Genomic DNA, 17,126 nt, shown 5'->3' on the forward strand with positions numbered 1-17,126 from the left:
CGCCCTCAGAACGGGCTGACCGGCGCGAGCCGCCGGCCGTCGATCATGCGCTTGTGGCTGTAGGGCGCGGGATCGACCAGCGGCGTTGCGCCGGTCACGATGTCGGCGGCGAGCTTGCCGGCCGCAGGACCGATGCCGAAACCATGGCCGGAGAAGCCGGTCGCAAGGAAGAATCCGGGCAGCGCGTCGACCGGCGAGATCACCGGGATCGTGTCCGGCGTGCAGTCGATGGTGCCGCCCCAGGCCTCCGCGATCTCGATGTCCTTCAGTTCCGGGTTCGCCTTGATCAGCGAGGCCAGCGCGGCATTGACCAGCGACATGTCGGGCTCGGGATCGCGCACGCGCTCGGTCTCGAACGGCGACGGCTTGTCGAGGCTCCAGTTGGTGCCGCGCATGATCTGGTCGAAGAACGACTTGCCGAACGACAGCTTCAGTCCGCCCTTGCGATGCTGATAGGTCGGCCAGAAGGTGCGCGCGTAGCGGAACAGGTCGGGCGACAGCTCCACCGTGCCACGGTTGCGCAGCGCCAGCGTGAAACCGCCGTCCAGGCGGCGGCGGATGCAATAGAGATCGGTGCCGAGCGCGCCCGAAGTAATCTCCGGCGCTGGCGTGGTCCGGCATGCCGTGGCATTGACGAGACCGATCGGTAGCTCGATGCCGTGACGGCGGCAGAACAGCGAGGACCACGCGCCACCCGACAGCAGCACGGCTTGCGTGCGGATGGTGCCCTTCTCGGTGACGACGGCGCTGACCCGGCCGCCGGTCGTCTCCAGCCCACGCGCGGCGCAGCCCTGATGGATCGTGACGCCGTGTTTTCGCGCGGCGGCGGCGAGTGCAGGCACGGCCATCGACGGTTCGGCGCGTCCGTCGCTCGGCGTGTGCAGGCCGCCGACCCATTTGTCGGTATTGCCCGGCATGCGCTCGGCGACCTCGGCCGGCGTCAGCACGGTCGAGTGAACCTGCATCTCGCGCGCGACCGCCGCCCAGCGCTCCCAGCTCGCGAGCTCGTCCTTGCTCTTGGTCAGGAACAGCACGCCGGTGCGGCGGAAGCCGGCATCGACGCCGGCGTCGTTCTGCATGTCCTCCCACAGAAGCAGCGCTTCGCGCGCCAGCGGAATTTCCTCACGCGCGCGGCCCTGCTGACGGCACCAGCCCCAATTGCGGCTCGACTGCTCGCCACCGACATGCCCCTTCTCGACCAGCGCGACGGAAAGCCCTTTCTTCGCGAGATGATAGGCGGCGGAGACGCCGATGACGCCGCCGCCGATGACGACGACGTCCGCCTGTCCCGGCAGGCGTTCGTCGCTATTTATACGATTGAGCGGCGGGGACATCGGACACTCCTGGACTTCAGTTCGATCGAGGTCTTACTCGTCATGGGATGTTCATTCGCGGATCAAGCGCGTCGCGCAAGCCGTCACCGAGAAAGTTGAAGCTCGTCACCGCCAGCGTGATGGCGAGGCCCGGCGCAATCGCAAGCCAGGGCGCACTAGTGAGATAGATCTGCGCGTTGTTGAGCATGTTGCCCCAGCTCGCGGCCGGCGGCTGGATGCCGTAGCCGAGATAGCTGACATAGGATTCGAGCAGGATCGCCTGGGCAACGTTGAGCGTCGCAGCCACCACGATCGGCGCGATCGCGTTGGGCACCAGTTCGCGGAACATGATCCGCAGGTTCGACGAACCGAACGCGAGAGCTGCGACCGCGAATTCGCGCTCGCGCAGTGAACGGACCTGCGCCTCGACGATGCGGGCAACGCTCATCCATGCGGTCGCCGCAATCAGCACGGTGGTGGTGACGGGGCCGGGCTCGGTGAGCGCGGCGAGTGCAAGCAGGAGAAAGATCGTCGGAAAACACAGCACGGCATCGACGAGCCGCATCAGCACCGCGCCGACCACGCCGCCATAGAAGCCGGCGAAGGCGCCGACGACGATGCCGACCGCCATCGCCATCACCATCGCGACGATACCCACCGAGAGCGACACCCGTCCGCCCATCATCAGCCGCGCCAGTACGTCGCGGCCGAGCTCGTCCGTGCCGAGAATGTGCGCGCCCGAGAACGGCGGCGCGAACCGCTTCATGATGTCGATATAGGTGTCGTCGAACGGCAGCAGGTAGGGACCGAGTGCCGAGCCGAGCACGAGAACCAGAATGATCACCGCACCCGCAAGCGCGAGCCGGTGACGGCGGAATCGCCGCCAGGCAGCCTGGCCGGGCGTAAGATGGACGGTGGAGAGGGCCGCGCTCGTCATCGCCTAGCCCACCCGGATGCGCGGATCGACGACGGCATAGAAGATGTCGGCCAGCAGCGAGCCGATCAGCACCATCATCGCCGAGAACATCAGGATGCCCATCACCACCGGATAGTCGCGATAGCCGATGGAATCGAGGAACAGACGGCCCATGCCGGGCCAGGTGAACACGGTCTCCGCCACCAGCGCGCCGCCGAGCAGCGTCGGAAACTGGAGGCCCGCGACCGTGATCATCGGCAGCAGCGCGTTGCGAAGGGCGTGCACGGTGAGGATCCGCCATTCCGGCATGCCCTTGGCGCGCGCGGTGCGGATGTAGTCCTGGTTGATGACCTCCAGCATGGAGGAGCGCATGAAGCGGCCCCACATCGCGGTCTCGACCAGCGCCAGCACCAAAGCCGGCGCGATCAGATGATGCATGAGATCGAGGAAAGACCCATCACCGACCGTCTCGCGGTTGCCGGCCGGCAGCCAGCCGAGCTTCACCGAGAACACGTAGATCGTGACGAGGCCGAACCAGAAGGTCGGGATCGACAGCGCGATCATGGCGCCGACGGTTGCGAGCGTATCGAACAGCGAATAGCGGCGCAGCGCGCCGATTATGCCGATCCAGCAGCCGAGCAGGACTGCGATGATGGTCGCCGTCGCCATCAGCTCGAGGGTGGCGCCGAGATGCGACGAGATCACGGTTAGCACCGTCTCGCCGTCGCGATACGACTTGCCCCAATCGCCCTTGAGCATACGGCCGAACCAGTCGAGATATTGGATCGGCAGCGGGCGATCGAGCCCGAGCTGCCTGGTGACGCGGTCGAGATCCTCCTGTGTCATCTGCCCGGACACGGCAAATTGCGAGAGCGGGCCGCCAGGCGCAAGATGCAGAATGGCAAAGCCGATCGCCGAGACGATCACCAGCAGCATCATCGCCTGCGCCAGGCGATTGGCGACGTAACGGGCCATCTCAGGCGATTCCGCGCGCCGGACGCATCAGGCCCAGTACCATTCGCGGATGTTCCAGCAATTGATCGAGGTGTTGATGTTGGGCCGGAAGCCTTGCAGACCCTCCTTGACGCCCTCGGCAATGAAAGCCTGGAACAGCGGCAGGATCGCGAGGTCGTTGCGGATCAGCTTTTGCAGATCGCCATAGGTCGTCTTGCGCTGCGCCAGATCGAACTGCTTTGCGCCTTCGGTCAGGAGGCGATCGGCCTCGGGGCTCTTGTACTGATAAGTATTGTAGCCGCGGCCGCCCTGGGCTGGAATGGCGCCGGAGCCGAAGCGCGGCGTCACGTCGGGGTCGCTACCCAGCATGAAGTTCACGCCCACGATCACCGAATTGAATTTCGACTGCTGCCAGAAGTCACCCCAGATCACCGCGGCCGGCATGTTGTTGACGCGCATCGCAGCACCGATCGCGCGCCAGTCCTGGATCAGGAGCTGCTGGGTCTGCTCGCGCACCGCATTGCCCGAGGTCGTCGAGTTGGCGAATTCGAGCTTGACGCCGCCCTTCTCGCGAATGCCGCCGGAGCCGCGAACCCATCCCGCCGCATCGAGCAGCGCGTTGGCTTTTGCCGGATCATATTTGTGTTGCGGCAGACCCTGCTGGAACGACCACGCCTGTTGCGGCACGAAACTCTCGGTCTGCGTCGGCAGACCGTAATAGAGCGCATCGATGATCGCCTGCTTGTTGATGCCGAGATAGAGCGCCTCGCGCACCGCACGATCGGCGAAGGGACCGAATTCCAGATTGGGCGCGATATGCTCGACCGAGGAGGTCGAGGAAACGAAGATCTTGCGGCCCTTCAGCGTCTTCGCCTCCTGCACGAAGTTCGGCAGGATGCCTTGCATGCCTGTGTAGTCGACTTGCCCGGTCCGGAACTGCGTGTAGAGCACGGTGAGGTCCGGGATGTATTTGAAGACGACGCGTTCGACGTAAGGCCCTTTGCCGTGGTAGCCGGTGTGGGCATTCAGCAGGATGTGGTCGCCGGGCACGCGCTCGCCCCAGCGGAACGGTCCGGTCCCGACCGGCGCGTTGTGGAACGGCGACGAATTCGGGTCGGACACCTTCTCCAGAATGTGCTTTGGCACGATGAAGGTCAGCGATCCCAGGATCGACATGTAGGGCGAATAGGCAGCCTCCATGCGCCAGTGGATCTCGTCGGGCGCGACGATCGTGATGTCCTTCACCAGACTGTGGCCGACGCGGCTGCGCGTACGGAAATCGGGATTGTTGATCAGATCGAGCGAGAACTTCACGTCGTCGGCCGTGAAGGCCGTACCGTCGTGCCATTTCACGTCGCTGCGCAGCTTGATCTTCCAGGTCAGGCCGTCGGCCGACAGGCCGCCGTTCTCCACGGTCGGGATTTCGCGGGCGAGATCGGGAATGAAATTGCCGTCGGGGTCGATGAACCAGAGCAGCGAGAACACCTGGTACCAGACGCCTTGATCGACCTCGATGCAGGGCATCAAGGGATGAAACACGGTCGGCTCCTGCGACAGCGCCGCGATCACCTGCCCGCGCGGCTTGTCCGGCGGATTGCTCGGGCGTTCGGTCTGGGCAAAGGCGCTACCTGCGAGGCTCCATCCCGCCGCGGCGCCCGCACCGAGCTGGACAAACTGACGGCGATTCGGACTACCGAGATGCAGTGCCTCAACGCCGAACTTTCCGGTGTCGCCTGCCATGACCACTCTCCGTTGTCGCACGCGGCACCGTCTCCCGCGCCCCCGAAACCCCGGCAAAGGGACAGGAGTGGGCTTTAGTGCTTCTAAATTTTTCGATCAAAAGTTCATCATGACTAAATACAGCTGTCAATCGGATTGCTAGGATGCGCGACCTTTTCACAGCGCCGGCCGATTCCGGCGGTGAGGTCATGCACGGGAGAGCGACATGGATGGTCGCGGCAACACCAACGGTCCGAAGGACGCGCCGACGACCGAGACCGACGATGCGATCGACCAGCGGCTCGGCGAAACCGTGCGGCTGCTGCGCCAGCGTGCCGGCCTCTCGATCCAGGACGTCGCCAACAAGACCGGTCTCTCCAACGGCATGATCAGCCAGCTCGAACGGGCGCGCGCCATGCCGTCGATCCGCACGCTGCGCCTGCTCAGCATCGCGCTCGACGTCCCCATCTCCTATTTCTTCGAGACCAGCGATCCCGCCGCCGACGTGCAGCGCTACATCGTGCGCAAGAACAACCGGCGCCTGTTGCGGCTCACCGCCAGCGGCGTCGTCAAGGAAGCGCTGACGCCGGAAGGCACGGGCCAGCTCGAACTCTACGAGCTCACGCTCAATCCCGGCGCCTCGTCGGGCACCGACTTCCTGCAGCACACCGGCGAGAAGGCCGGCTACATCCTCTCCGGCAGCCTGCGGCTGTGGCTCGACAACGAGGCCCATGTGCTCGAGGCCGGCGACAGTTTTCGTTTTCCGAGCATCGTGCCGCACATGTTCGACAACCCGACCCAGCAGGCGGCGCGTGTGATCTGGGTCACGACGCTACGCCAGACCGATTCGCCGGCAGGTTGACCCAAGGCAACACCTCGCCCCGATACCGCCGGAAATTGCCCTCGACGCCGCCGCAGGGAGTCTGTAGCTCACAGGGAGCCGGACTCATTTTGACAAAGCGGACTTCCGCGGCTGACGTCGTTGGTGCGAGACCATGAAACTCAGGGGGCTTCTGACACTCGCGATGGCCGCGCAGGTCGTCGTGACCGCCGCGGCTCTCCTTGTCTCGTATGCCGTGACCGGACCCGGGTTCGGCGTTGCGGAGATCATTGCCCTGCTCGCAAGCGGCGCCGTCGCCGTGCTGATCGCGCGGCTCTGCACGCGCACGATCGAGACCGTTCAGGACAAGCGCACCGCCGCGCAACTGGCCGAGCAGGCGCAGTCGAGCGCACAGATGACCCAGGCCGTCATCAAGACTGCGCTGGATGCTTTCGTCCAGACCGACGCGAATGGGATCATCCTGGAGTGGAGCGTTCAGGCCGAGGCGCTGACCGGATGGACGCGCAAGGAGGCGCTTGGCGCTGATGTCGTCAACCTTCTCATCGCCGAGCCGCTCCGCGACGGTTTCAGGCAACGCATGATGCGCCTTCTGCCGGAACTCGCGAATACGCCGATCGGGATCCGGTTTGAGGCGACCCTGCTGCACCGGGATGGCGATGAGATCCTGATCGAGGCGTCGAGCACCACGCTCCAGCTCGGCGGGCGCACCGTCATCAACAATTTCGTCAAGGACGTCACCCAGAAGCGCGCCGCCGAGGAGCAGCTGATCCAGGCGCAGAAGATGGACGCTGTCGGCCAGCTCACCGGCGGCATCGCGCATGAATTCAACAACATGCTCACGGTGATCACGGGCACGATCGAGATCCTCGCCGATGCCGTGAAAGACAACCCGCCGCTCGCCACCATCACCAAGCTGATCAGCGAGGCCGCCGATCGCGGCGCCGCACTGACCTCGAGCCTGCTGTCCTTTGCGCGCAAGCAGGCGCTGCAGCCGGCCGATATCGACGTCAACGACCTGCTCGAAGAGCTCGCAAAGCTGATGCTGGCGACCTTCGACAAGAAGATCGAGATCGTGAGGAGGCTCGACGGCACCATCTGGCTCGCCTTCGCCGACCGCGGGCAGCTCTCCTCGGCGTTGCTCAACCTCGCGATCAACGCCCGCGACGCAATGCCTGAGGGCGGCAGGCTGACGCTGACGACGCGCAACGTGGTGTTCGGCGTGCGCGAGGCCGTCGCGGTCGGCGCCGGCTATGCCGGCGACTATGTCGAGATCCAGATTGCCGACACCGGCACGGGCATTCCGCAGGCGATCCTCGAACGCATCTTCGATCCGTTCTTCTCGACCAAGGAGGTCGGCAAGGGCACGGGCCTCGGGCTCAGCATGGTGTTCGGCTTCGTCAAGCAGTCAGGCGGCGGCGTCAAGGTCGAATCCGCCGAAGGCAGCGGTACGACATTCACGATCTACCTGCCGAAGGCCGAGACCAGCGTGCTTCGCCCGACCGGCTTTGACGAGCGCAAGATCGTGGGCGGGACGGAAACCATCCTTTGCGTCGAGGACGACCGCGATGTCCGTCACTACGTCACGGTCCAGCTCGAAAGCCTCGGCTACAAGGTCATCCCCGCCACCAACGCGAGCGACGCGCTCGCGATCGCGGCTCAGGGCACGCCCTTCGATCTGCTCTTCACCGATATCGTGATGGCCGGCGCCCTGAATGGACGGGAGCTCGCCGACGAGATGGTGGCTGCGCGGCCGTCCTTACGGGTGCTGTTCACGTCAGGCTATGCCCACGACGCCCCGCACGGGCCGGGACAGGCCACCATGGGTGCGCCACTTCTGACGAAACCCTACCGCAAGGCCGAGCTCGCACGCATGCTGCGCCGCTCGCTCGACACCGCCGTCGATGCGGCAGGCGACCCGATCCCGACACCCTATTCGGTACAGGCCGAGGTCGAAGGCTTCTTGCGCAAGCAGGAGACCGACGAGGGCACGACGCGATCGCGAAAATGATCGTTTCGAGCGCCTCTCGCTAGCTCATCCGCCGCCGCAGCGTTGCCGACGGTGTCTCGCCGAATTTTTCGCGATAGGCTCCGGCCATGCGGCCGAGATGGGTGAAGCCGAGATCGAAAGCGATGTCGGTGATGGAGACCTCCTGCGAAGCCTGCGCGAGCCTGGCATGGAGACCTGCAAGGCGCATATCGAGCAGCATCTCCGAGATCGACACGCCGAAGTGACGGCGGAAGCCGAGCTGGAGCGCGCGGATGCCGATGCCGGACGCACCCGCGAGCTGCGCGAGATCGAGCGGCTCGCCGGCATTTTCCGCAAGATGGTCCCGCGCGGCGCGGAGTGCGCGCGGCAGACGCTCGGCTTGCCCTGAGAACGTCCTGATCGCATCCGACAGACCGTGCCGCTGGCCATTGAGGAGACGATCGAGCAGCGCCTCGCGCCAGTCGGCGATCGCGACCGGTGAAAGCCGGCCGGACCGCCCGAGCCCTTCGGCAAGCCTCATCAGCTCGGCAAGGCTGGCTTGCAGGTGGCGGCCGGACGGCGCGCTCAGGTCGATCACGGGATCGAACTCGACCGCACCGGACGCCCTGCCCGACACCGCTGCGGCGCGCTGTTCAACCATGCGACGGTCGAGCAGCAGAATCGCCTGCGCACAATCGCGCCACATCATCCGGGTCGGGACCGTCGGCGACAGCAGCGACGCCGTCCGGTCCGGCGCGGCATCGACTCCGCTGGCACCCGCCCAAACCTGCGCGGTGCCCGTGAGCGGTATCTGGACGAGGAAGAAGCGATCGAGGCAGCCCGGATCGATGCTGACGGTCCCGCCATAGGCCACGTAGTTGATGGAAAAGCCGTCGAACGCTGCGCAATTGTGCCGGGCCGAAAATCCGGAAGCACGGGCCTGTGCCGGCTTGAGGTCGTGCGGACAGAAGATGCGTCCGATCTGCTCGGCCGCTTCGTCGACATCATCGGTGGTGACGCGAGCGAACTCCGCAAGCCTTTCGGCCTGGGAGCACCGTGTGCTCATTTCCTGCACGGCTGCGGACATCGTCGACCACGCTTCGCGTCACGGAATTACTTTAAGCCTATAATGGTTCCGCGGACGCGAAAAGGGCCGCGTCGCAAAATCGTCGTGTTGCACGGCAACAGCCGCTTGAGGATTCGTTTAGCGGATAGACACCGGCTCGCACGTGGCCGAAGCTCGGTACCAGCCGGAGTTCACATGGAGGCGAACATGACTGCACTAGAAAAGGGCATTACCGCAAACGGCACGGGCTATGGCGGCAAGACCTGGAACATTCTGGGTCAGGTCTATTTCCCCAAGGCCGTTACCGAGTCCACTTTCGCGTTCGAGACCAACAGCGATCCCGGCCAGTTCGTGCCGGTGCACATCCATCCGACTCAGGACGAGTTCATCCTCGTGCAGGAAGGGACCCTTGACCTCAAGCTCGACGGCAAATGGGTCAAGGCCCATGCCGGCGACCTCGTGCGCCTGCCGCGCGGCATCCCGCACGGCTATTTCAACAAATCCGACAAGCCGGCCCGCGCGCTGTTCTGGGTCTCGCCGATGCAGAAGCTGGAGGCGTTGTTCAATCAGCTCCACAATCTGACCGACCCTGCCGAAGTCGTGCGCATCTCGGCGCTGCACGAGGTCGACTTCCTGCCGCCCGAGGCCAACGACTAGGCGTCGGGCCCTCCGCGTCCACTTTCATCTGCTTGGTGGTTCGCCGGCCGCGTCTTGCGGCCGAACGAGGCCGCTTGCGCGCGAAACACATTGATTGCGAGCCATCCCATGGTCAGCCCAAAGCATGTCTGCGTGATCGGCGCCGGCGTCTCCGGCCTCGCCACCGCAAAAGCATTCTCCGCCCGCGGCCACCGCGTCACCATCGTGGAGCGCAGCGCCGATCTCGGCGGCGTCTGGGAGCCGGCGCGCTCCTATCCGGAGGTGCAGACCCAAAGCCCCAAGGATCTCTACCGCTACACCGATCGCGCCATGCCGGACTCCTATCCGGAATGGCCGACCGGGCCGCAGGTCCACGCCTATCTCGCCGACTACGCGAAAAGCTTTGGTCTCGACCGCATGCTGCACCTCGACACCGCGGTCGCCGGCATGGCGCGGCGCGCCGACGGCAGGCCGGGCTGGACGCTCGCGCTATCCGGCAAGGACGGTACGACCACGAACGAGGACTTCGATTTCGTCGCGGTGTGCACCGGGCAGTTCAACGAGCCGCGCGAGCTGCATTGCCCCGGCGAGGACGGCTTTCTGGCGCAGGGCGGGCAGATCCTGCACTCGTCGAAATACAGCGATCCCGCGCCGGCAAAAGGACGCCGCGTCGTCGTGCTCGGCGGTTCGAAGTCCGCGACCGACATCGCCGTGAACGCGGTGAAATCGGGCGCGCGCGAGGTCACCATCGTGATGCGCGAGCCGGTCTGGCGCATCCCCTATTTCATCGGCGGGCTCGTGAACTTCAAGCGCATCCTCTACATCCGCGCGCAGGAGGAGATGTTTCAGGGCTGGGGCATCGGCGCGATGTCGCGCCTGGCGTACCGCGTCGCCGCGCCCCTGATCTGGGCAAACTGGCGCGGGCTTGAGAGTCTGTTGAAGGCGCAGCTCAAGCTCAACCGGTGCAAGATGGTGCCGAAGGAGCGGATCGAGGACGGCGTCAACTGCTCGGTCCCGATCGCAACGCCCGGCTTCTACCCGATGGTCGCCGATGGCCGGATCAAGGCCGTGTTCGGCAGCTTCGACCACTACGAAGGCGACACCATCGTGATGAGCGGCGGCGAGCGTGTGCCGGCCGACATCGCCGTGCTCGCGATCGGCTACAAGCTCGGCGTGCCCTTCCTGCCGGACGCCTGTCAGGCCAAGCTGGTCGATGCAGACGGGCAGTACCGGCTCTACCGGCTGATCGCGAACCCTGATCTGCCCGACCTCGGCTTCGTCGGCTTCAACTCGTCGTTCTGCACCGTGCTCTGCGCCGATCTCGCCGCTAACTGGCTGGTCCGCTATGCCGACGGGCAACTCGCCAACCAGCCGACGGCGCAGCAGATGCGCGACAACATCGAGATGATGCTGCACTTCAAGCGCGTCGAGCGGCCGGCCGCCGGCGTCTATGGCGGCTTGTGCGTCGCGCCTTACCACTATCGCCATTTCGACGAGCTGATGACCGACATCGGCGCCAAGACCCGGAAGCGCGGCGGCCTCGCCGGACACTTCCTGCCGCCCGACGCCGAAGACTATGCCAAATTCCTGACGTCAGCGCCGGAGTACCGGGCGACGGGTTAATTGGTGATGCGGGCCTCGGCTACCGCATGATTGAACATCGCGTTCAATGCCGACGTGATGTCGGCTGGCGTGTTCGCGGTGTAGAAGAAGCCCGGCGAGGCGCAATTCTGCAAGCTCGCCGGAATGTTCGGGATATTCCAGTTGGCGTAGTCGTCCTCGTCGCCGGCGAAGGATGTGTTGACCGGATTGATCTTCTGATAGGGAATATAGAGCACGGAGATGATGACGCCGCGGTTCTTCAGCGGCGTACATGACGTGGCCGGATCAATCGTCGTGGCATGGTTGCTGCCGGACCAGGAGCCGTTCGGAACGCCCTTCACCTGCGGATCCTGCGCGCCGTCGGTCACGAGGAAGACATAGGGCAACGTGTTATTCCACGCACTGCCGTCGCCCACGCTCGTGATCAGCGTGTTCACACTCGACAACGCCGTGTCGATATGCGTGCCGCCCGAACCGAGATCTGTATTCGTGTTGGTATCAAGCAAGGTCGCGAGGTTCGCGGCTGCATAGTTGATGGTCGAGGGGTTGGTCGTCGACCCATTGATGCTGCTGGTCAACGGAAAGTAGGAATAGAGGTAGCGGATGAAGGGATAGAGACCGATGCGGAACTGGTTCGCCACCTTCGTGGTGCTGTTCGCGGTGACGAACAACTGGTTGACCGCATAGCCAACGGCGTCCAGCCGCAACTGAATGCAGGAATCGGTCCCATCCGTCGGACAGTTCGCCACTGTCGCGAGGTTGGAGTAAAGCGAGTTCGGCAGGCCGGAGACGATCGAGGACGGCAGCTGGACCCCCATGGGGTTGCTGGCCTTTGTCTGCAGCAGGCCCTTGTATCCGCTCTGACTGACGCGCGAGATCGCATAGCCGAGACAGTAATTGTTGGTGGGATAGCCTTGCGTTCCCGAATCCGTGCAGGCGCTGTTCTGCGGCGAGAAATGGCAGGCGAGCGTGCAGCCCGTCGGATATTGCCGGTAGTTGTCGGGACTGATCGACTGCATGCGCTGGGCTTCCGCGGTGGTCGAGGGCAGACCCATCGAGCCCGAGACATCCAGCGTCAGGTAGAAATCGAGATACAGCGGCAGTGTCGTGGACGAGGACGAATTGCCAGTCACCGTCAACTTCCTATAGCCGAGAATCTGCATGAAGGTGACAGGCACATCCGCGCTGAACTGCACGTTCGACACGAGCTTGTTGCCGGTCTTGGTGACGGTGCTCGTCACACCCAGATTGGTGTAGCTGCTGGAGAACGTCGCAGCATTTCCGTTGAAGATGTTATTCGCCTCCGTGACGCCGGCGCCAACCGATCCGTTCGACGTCATCGCCATCGCGGCGTTGTAACCAGCCGAGTTCACTGAGATCGAAGCGACGCTTGCCGAATCCGCCGAGCTTTGCAGCTTGGCTTTGATGCGCGTCGCCATGCTGTAGTCGATCGCACATCCAATCGTCGCGACGATCGGCACGAGCGCGACCGCGAAAGTGACGGCGATATTGGCCTTGGTGTCGTGCTTCAACCGCGAGATAAGCCGGCCGACATGCTGGATCGTTTCGGGAATTGCCATTGCCAAGCCCCCGCTCGACTGTTCGATCTGAAGTAACTGAGATGAATTGCAGGAAGGTGAGACGAAACTGATGCCAGGACCAACACGCGGTAGCGAAGATGAATTCCGCTGGAAGACTCGCGTCGTCCCTGACGAGACGGTGCATTGTGCAGATGCCGCACTACTTAATCGTAAAGTCGTCTTGCGAATCGGGGGCGCGTTTAGTCAGATCCCTGTCAGCCTCGACGGATTGATCCGTTCTTCTACGGAGTTTTGGCGCGACGTGGACTGATCAGGAGTTGTGCCTCGCCAAGCTGCATCCTGATGTTTACGCTCCCAGGCGAACGAATCGACTGGCCCGGGAGCCCGCGATGCGACCACAACGCCACGCAGCCGCGGCCATCGCGGCGCTTACCCTGTTCCTCGCAACGGCTGTCACGGGCGAAGCGCAAACGCTCACGGCAACGCAATCGGACGCGCAAGCCGCTTACGATCGCGCGCTTGGTGATTTCAAATCGGTCCTTGCCGAGCGTCGCCGCCAGATCGAGGCGAGGCAGCCGCTGCCCAACCTGCCGGGCCAGGCCTTGTATCTTGCGCGCGTCGCGGTGATCAGCACGTACAAGGATCTCACCGACGCCCTACCGTCGCGGATCGGCAAACCGAACAAGTTCGAAATCCCCCCGGCCTATTTCGATGCCGCAATCGAGCCGCTGGTCGACGAATATGCTGATCTGTTCGAGATCATGGAGGCACCGCCGGCGGGCGCACAGAATTCGGCAACGCCGTTCAAGGATGTCGTCGATCTCGCTGCAGCGATTGCGCGCGCCAAGGGGCTTGCGCCTGTTCAAGCTGACGCGGCGGGCCGCATCAGCCTCGGGCTGTTCTTTGCCGAGACCAACGGCAAGCAGAACGTCCGCAATGCGCGCTCGAACACTTATATGGGCAGCCTGCAGACCGGCCCGTCCGAGGACCGCAACGGCCAGCGCAAATGGGCGGCCATCAAGGGTGCGATCGCGGCCGTCGATCCCGCGCTGAACGCGCGCGACGACAAGGAGGAGGCACGATCCCGCGGCACCGATCGCCGTTTCAATCACTGGACCAATGTGCGCGACGGCCTCATGAACGCGCATGCGGAGCTGTTCGCCGAGATCCCCGCGATCGTGAAGACGCTGCCCGATCCGATCGACCAGATGAAGCTGTTCGAGCTGATCCAGATCATCCCGACACCGACGCGCTCGGCACTCAAGTCAGGAGACTTGCTGAACTACAGAGTCTCCGATCCCACCATCATGAAGCACCTGCGCAACAACAGCATCTTCGCCTTCGGCAAGACCGACCGGGCGCGAAGCTCGGCGAGCTTCCGCGAGATTCTCGGCGCGATGTGGCTGTTCAAGCGGAAGTTCGAGAAGGCGATGGTGAAATACGCGGAGATCAAACCGCGCTGACCGAAGCCCCTAGTTCTCCACCTTGTAACCGTCCGTGAGCGTCTTCAGGAAGGCGATGATGTCGGCCATGTCCTGATCCGTCATTGCCGGCTTATCGCCGAGATGACGATCGAACGGCGGATCGGTCACGTCGACATTGGCATGGTATTTTTGCGGAATGTCATCGAATTTCTGCACCGTGCCGTCGGCGGCGCGCCGGAACACCTTGTCCGGATTGGTGTCGCGGAAATTGTAGAAATCCATCACCTGCTCGAGGGTGGAGAAGACGCCATTGTGGAAGAAGGCGTGACGCGTCGCCGTATTGCGCAGCGTCGGTGTCAGGAACATGCCGCAATATTGGGTCTGCTCGGCAACGTCGGTGCGCTGCGGACCGCAGACGCCGAGGTCGAAGTAATTCGGATCGCGATTGTTCGCGAGCGTGGTGTTGCGCGGCGCGCCGAGCGCCTCGTATTGGTGGTCGGTGAACTGCGGCGGCAGGCCGTCGCGGGTCGGCGCGGAGGTGTGGCAGCCGGCGCAATTCGCCTTGTCTGGGTCGTTGAACAATTGCAGGCCGCGCAATTCGCTCTCGGACAGCCGGGCTTTGCCCTCGAGCCAGTAGTCATACTTGCTGCTGTAGGGATGGAAGCTCTGCTCTTCGACCTGATAGCGCGCGACGGCGAACATCGCCTCCGCAATCAGCAGCCGCTGATTCCTCAGCACGCCGGCTCCGAACAGCTCGACGAAGCGGTTGACATAGGGCGAGCGGCGCAGCTTGTCGGCGACGATTTCCGCGCTGCCGCCGTCCATCTCGTTGGGATCGAGCAACGGAAACAGCGCCTGGTCCTGAAGCGTATCGGCGCGGCCGTCCCAGAACAGGCCGCCCTGCGGCACGATGTTTTGCGCCGATGCAGCGTTGCCGCCTGCGGTCTTGGTCGTACGCGCGGCCTGCTGGCCGAGCGCGGCCATCTGCGCGAGGTCGATGATGTTGTCGTCGTCGCCCTTGTCCGGGCCGATGCTGAAATTCGGGTGCCGCTCCAGATAGGTCAGTGACGGCACGGCGCGCGCACCCTGCCGCGACAGGGTGGCGCCGCCGAGCATCACCGGCCCGTCGTTGGGCGGGCCATAGGCGCGATCAGGGCTGTGGCAGGACGCGCATGACAACGCGCCGGAGGAGGACAGCGAGGCGTCGAAGAAGATCTCCTTGCCGAGCTGCGCCATCGCGGACAACGGGGCAACAGGCGGACGCATGAGGCGAACCGGGTTCGGGTTCGTGCCCGCCGGGTTCGCCTCTGCAAGTCCTTGCGTCCCCGCTGCAAAGACGGCGCCGGCCAGAGCGAGCAGGCCGGCGCCGAGGAGCCACGAAGTGCGGCTGTTCATTATGACGTCCCGTTGGACTAGTGGTGGTGGTGCTCGTCCGGCGGGCTGACCATCACTGTGCCCGTGGTCGGATCAAGGAACAGCGCGTCGGTGCGGAAGTCATGGCTGTGATCCTGGTCGAAGTCGAACAGGTCCATGATTGATCCGGAGGTGGCGTCGAAGGAGCCTCCGCCGAGACGTTGGCCATGCAGCCAGTTGTCTTCGATGAAGCGAACCACCGAAGCCTGGGTCGTATAGGTGTGGCTGACATAGTTGGTCTTGGCGTAGGGCGAGACCACGATCAGGGGAACGCGGGTGCCCGGACCGCAGCGGCCGTTGACCGGCTTGCCGCTGAGACCCATCGGCGCCGGCTGCTTGCTCGCGCCGAGGCCGCAAAGGCCGGGACCGTTGACCTGATCGGCGGTCGCATCATACGAGGCGTTCTTCGGCGCGACGTACTGGTGATCATACCAGCCGTCGGAGTCGTCATAGGTGATGATGACGGCGGTCTCGCGCCACTCCGGCTGCTTCTGGAGGAAGTTGATCAGCTCGACATTGCCGGCCTGCTCGTCGAGCGGGTCGGAGTTGCCGGCGTGACCGTCCTGGAAGGCGGGCATCTTGACATAGGAGACGGCCGGGAAATTGCCGGCCTTGATCGCGGCATAGAGGTCTTCGAGGTCGTAATTGTGGTTGGCGGGATCGACCTTGCCATTGAAGTCATGGGTATGGCCGATCGCGTGCACCGAGCTCGGCCGCGCATGGGTGGGGTTGGCCGTCGACGGGTGATACTGGAAGAAGGCGTGGTGCGGGATGTAGTCGACGATGGTACCGTTGACGTTGGTCGAGAATGTGCTGCGGGCGCAACCGGTGGTGCCGTTGGCGTTCTTGAGGGTCAGGTCGAAGCCGCCCATGAAGCTGCCCCAGCTGATGCGCTCATCGGTCAACAGGTTACCGATGTTCTTGCCGCCCATCAGCATGGTGCTGGTCGTGCTCGAGCAGGCGTCGTTGCCCGGATCGGTGTCGCCGATCAGGGTGAGGCCGCCCTGGCCGTCCGCGATCGACGCCGTGGTGCCGATGACCGGCTGCACGCCGTTGGTCTGGCCACCGACGACTTCCAGCATGCCCGGCGTCGACGGACCGAAGGTGTCGGTCCAGTTGTTGTCGCTCATGGCGAAGTGCTGGGCGTAGTTCCAGAGCGCGGTGGTGGTGTTGCCGTCGAAATAGCCCATCACCTGGCCGTTGGTGCCGAACGCGCCGGCGCCGCCGGCGGTGCCGCGGCCCGTGAATTTCGGGAACAGGTCGTCCTTGCCGTTGTCGACGGCCTGCTGCTCGGGCGTATAGGAGTGGTTCTGCGAGCGCGTGTTGGCCTGGGTGCGGTCGAGCCGGAACGGGTCCGTCGCGCCGGTGCCATTGGCCGGATTGTTGTTCGGGTTGTTCACCAGCAAATTGGCGTTGGCGAGGTTATTGACCCGGGGCGTATGCGGCTTCGGCACGAAGGGGATCGAGCCCGTGGGATTGGCCGCGATCGGATAGGTCGCGAAATAATGGTCGAACGAGCGGTTCTCGTTGAAGATGATCACGAGATGCTTGATCGGCGTTTCCGTATGAATCTCATGCGGATGGCGATGATCGCGGTCGTGATCACGACCGAAATCTTCTGCGAGCACCGGAACGCTGCACGCAAGAGTCGTCGCGGCGGCGAAAATCGCAGCCGTCGTCAAAAATCTGGATTTCATTTTTGTGTGCCCTGAAGGAATGACGGCGCGACCCTAGC

Annotated in this window: 13 protein-coding genes; 5 read left to right on the forward strand and 8 right to left on the reverse strand. The window is 64.1% G+C overall.

All coding sequences use genetic code 11. The features are described 5' to 3' along the window. Nucleotides 1-5 precede the first annotated feature (5 nt). The 4 genes from FXB40_RS13960 to FXB40_RS13975 are packed head-to-tail and all read right to left on the reverse strand — an operon-like array spanning nucleotide 6 to nucleotide 4,923. Nucleotides 6-1,334 carry an NAD(P)/FAD-dependent oxidoreductase gene (locus FXB40_RS13960; RefSeq protein ID WP_148772766.1) on the reverse strand — a complete coding sequence of 443 codons (1,329 nt, stop codon included), beginning with the start codon at nucleotides 1,332-1,334 and terminating at the stop codon, nucleotides 6-8. Between the two features lie 40 nt (nucleotides 1,335-1,374). Continuing rightward, the gene (locus tag FXB40_RS13965; RefSeq protein WP_148772767.1) at nucleotides 1,375-2,250 is read right to left on the reverse strand and encodes an ABC transporter permease; all 876 of its coding nucleotides are present in this window, start codon (nucleotides 2,248-2,250) and stop codon (nucleotides 1,375-1,377) included. A gap of 3 nt (nucleotides 2,251-2,253) precedes the next feature. Next, nucleotides 2,254-3,204: an ABC transporter permease gene (locus FXB40_RS13970; RefSeq protein WP_148772768.1), complete on the reverse strand. Its 951-nt coding sequence runs from the start codon at nucleotides 3,202-3,204 to the stop codon at nucleotides 2,254-2,256. Nucleotides 3,205-3,231: 27 nt separating this feature from the next. Further along, nucleotides 3,232-4,923, reverse strand: a complete 1,692-nt coding sequence (locus FXB40_RS13975; RefSeq protein WP_148772769.1) for a peptide ABC transporter substrate-binding protein — start codon at nucleotides 4,921-4,923, stop codon at nucleotides 3,232-3,234. Nucleotides 4,924-5,128: 205 nt separating this feature from the next. Between FXB40_RS13975 and FXB40_RS13980 the strand changes: the two genes are divergently transcribed. Continuing rightward, nucleotides 5,129-5,764: a helix-turn-helix domain-containing protein gene (locus FXB40_RS13980; protein WP_148772770.1), complete on the forward strand. Its 636-nt coding sequence runs from the start codon at nucleotides 5,129-5,131 to the stop codon at nucleotides 5,762-5,764. A gap of 133 nt (nucleotides 5,765-5,897) precedes the next feature. Further along, nucleotides 5,898-7,751, forward strand: a complete 1,854-nt coding sequence (locus FXB40_RS13985) for an ATP-binding protein (protein WP_148772771.1) — start codon at nucleotides 5,898-5,900, stop codon at nucleotides 7,749-7,751. Nucleotides 7,752-7,770: 19 nt separating this feature from the next. On the opposite strand, the gene FXB40_RS13990 is transcribed toward FXB40_RS13985, so the two are convergent. Next, nucleotides 7,771-8,796: an AraC family transcriptional regulator gene (locus tag FXB40_RS13990; protein WP_148772772.1), complete on the reverse strand. Its 1,026-nt coding sequence runs from the start codon at nucleotides 8,794-8,796 to the stop codon at nucleotides 7,771-7,773. A gap of 186 nt (nucleotides 8,797-8,982) precedes the next feature. Here FXB40_RS13990 and FXB40_RS13995 point away from each other — a divergent pair, with 186 nt between their 5' ends. Both FXB40_RS13995 and FXB40_RS14000 read left to right on the forward strand, forming a co-directional pair. Continuing rightward, complete coding sequence (locus FXB40_RS13995) at nucleotides 8,983-9,432, forward strand: cupin domain-containing protein (RefSeq protein WP_148772773.1); 450 nt, start codon at nucleotides 8,983-8,985, stop codon at nucleotides 9,430-9,432. A 108-nt stretch (nucleotides 9,433-9,540) separates the two neighbouring features. Continuing rightward, nucleotides 9,541-11,034, forward strand: coding sequence for a flavin-containing monooxygenase (locus tag FXB40_RS14000; RefSeq protein WP_148772774.1), 1,494 nt, complete (start codon nucleotides 9,541-9,543; stop codon nucleotides 11,032-11,034). Here FXB40_RS14000 and FXB40_RS14005 read toward each other — a convergent pair. Further along, the gene (locus FXB40_RS14005) at nucleotides 11,031-12,593 is read right to left on the reverse strand and encodes a pilus assembly protein (RefSeq protein ID WP_148772775.1); all 1,563 of its coding nucleotides are present in this window, start codon (nucleotides 12,591-12,593) and stop codon (nucleotides 11,031-11,033) included. The two genes, FXB40_RS14000 and FXB40_RS14005, sit on opposite strands and share 4 nt — an antisense overlap. A gap of 350 nt (nucleotides 12,594-12,943) precedes the next feature. Here FXB40_RS14005 and FXB40_RS14010 point away from each other — a divergent pair, with 350 nt between their 5' ends. Further along, nucleotides 12,944-14,017: a hypothetical protein gene (locus FXB40_RS14010; protein WP_148772776.1), complete on the forward strand. Its 1,074-nt coding sequence runs from the start codon at nucleotides 12,944-12,946 to the stop codon at nucleotides 14,015-14,017. Nucleotides 14,018-14,026: 9 nt separating this feature from the next. Here the strand turns inward: FXB40_RS14010 and FXB40_RS14015 are convergent, their stop codons facing one another. Further along, a complete protein-coding gene (locus tag FXB40_RS14015; RefSeq protein WP_148772777.1) occupies nucleotides 14,027-15,373 on the reverse strand; it encodes a cytochrome-c peroxidase in 1,347 nt (448 codons plus the stop codon). A gap of 17 nt (nucleotides 15,374-15,390) precedes the next feature. Beyond that, the gene (locus FXB40_RS14020) at nucleotides 15,391-17,088 is read right to left on the reverse strand and encodes an alkaline phosphatase family protein (protein WP_148772778.1); all 1,698 of its coding nucleotides are present in this window, start codon (nucleotides 17,086-17,088) and stop codon (nucleotides 15,391-15,393) included. Nucleotides 17,089-17,126: the final 38 nt, after the last annotated feature.

This window comes from Bradyrhizobium rifense (genome assembly GCF_008123425.1).
In the GTDB taxonomy this organism is placed as follows: Bacteria; Pseudomonadota; Alphaproteobacteria; order Rhizobiales; family Xanthobacteraceae; genus Bradyrhizobium; species Bradyrhizobium rifense.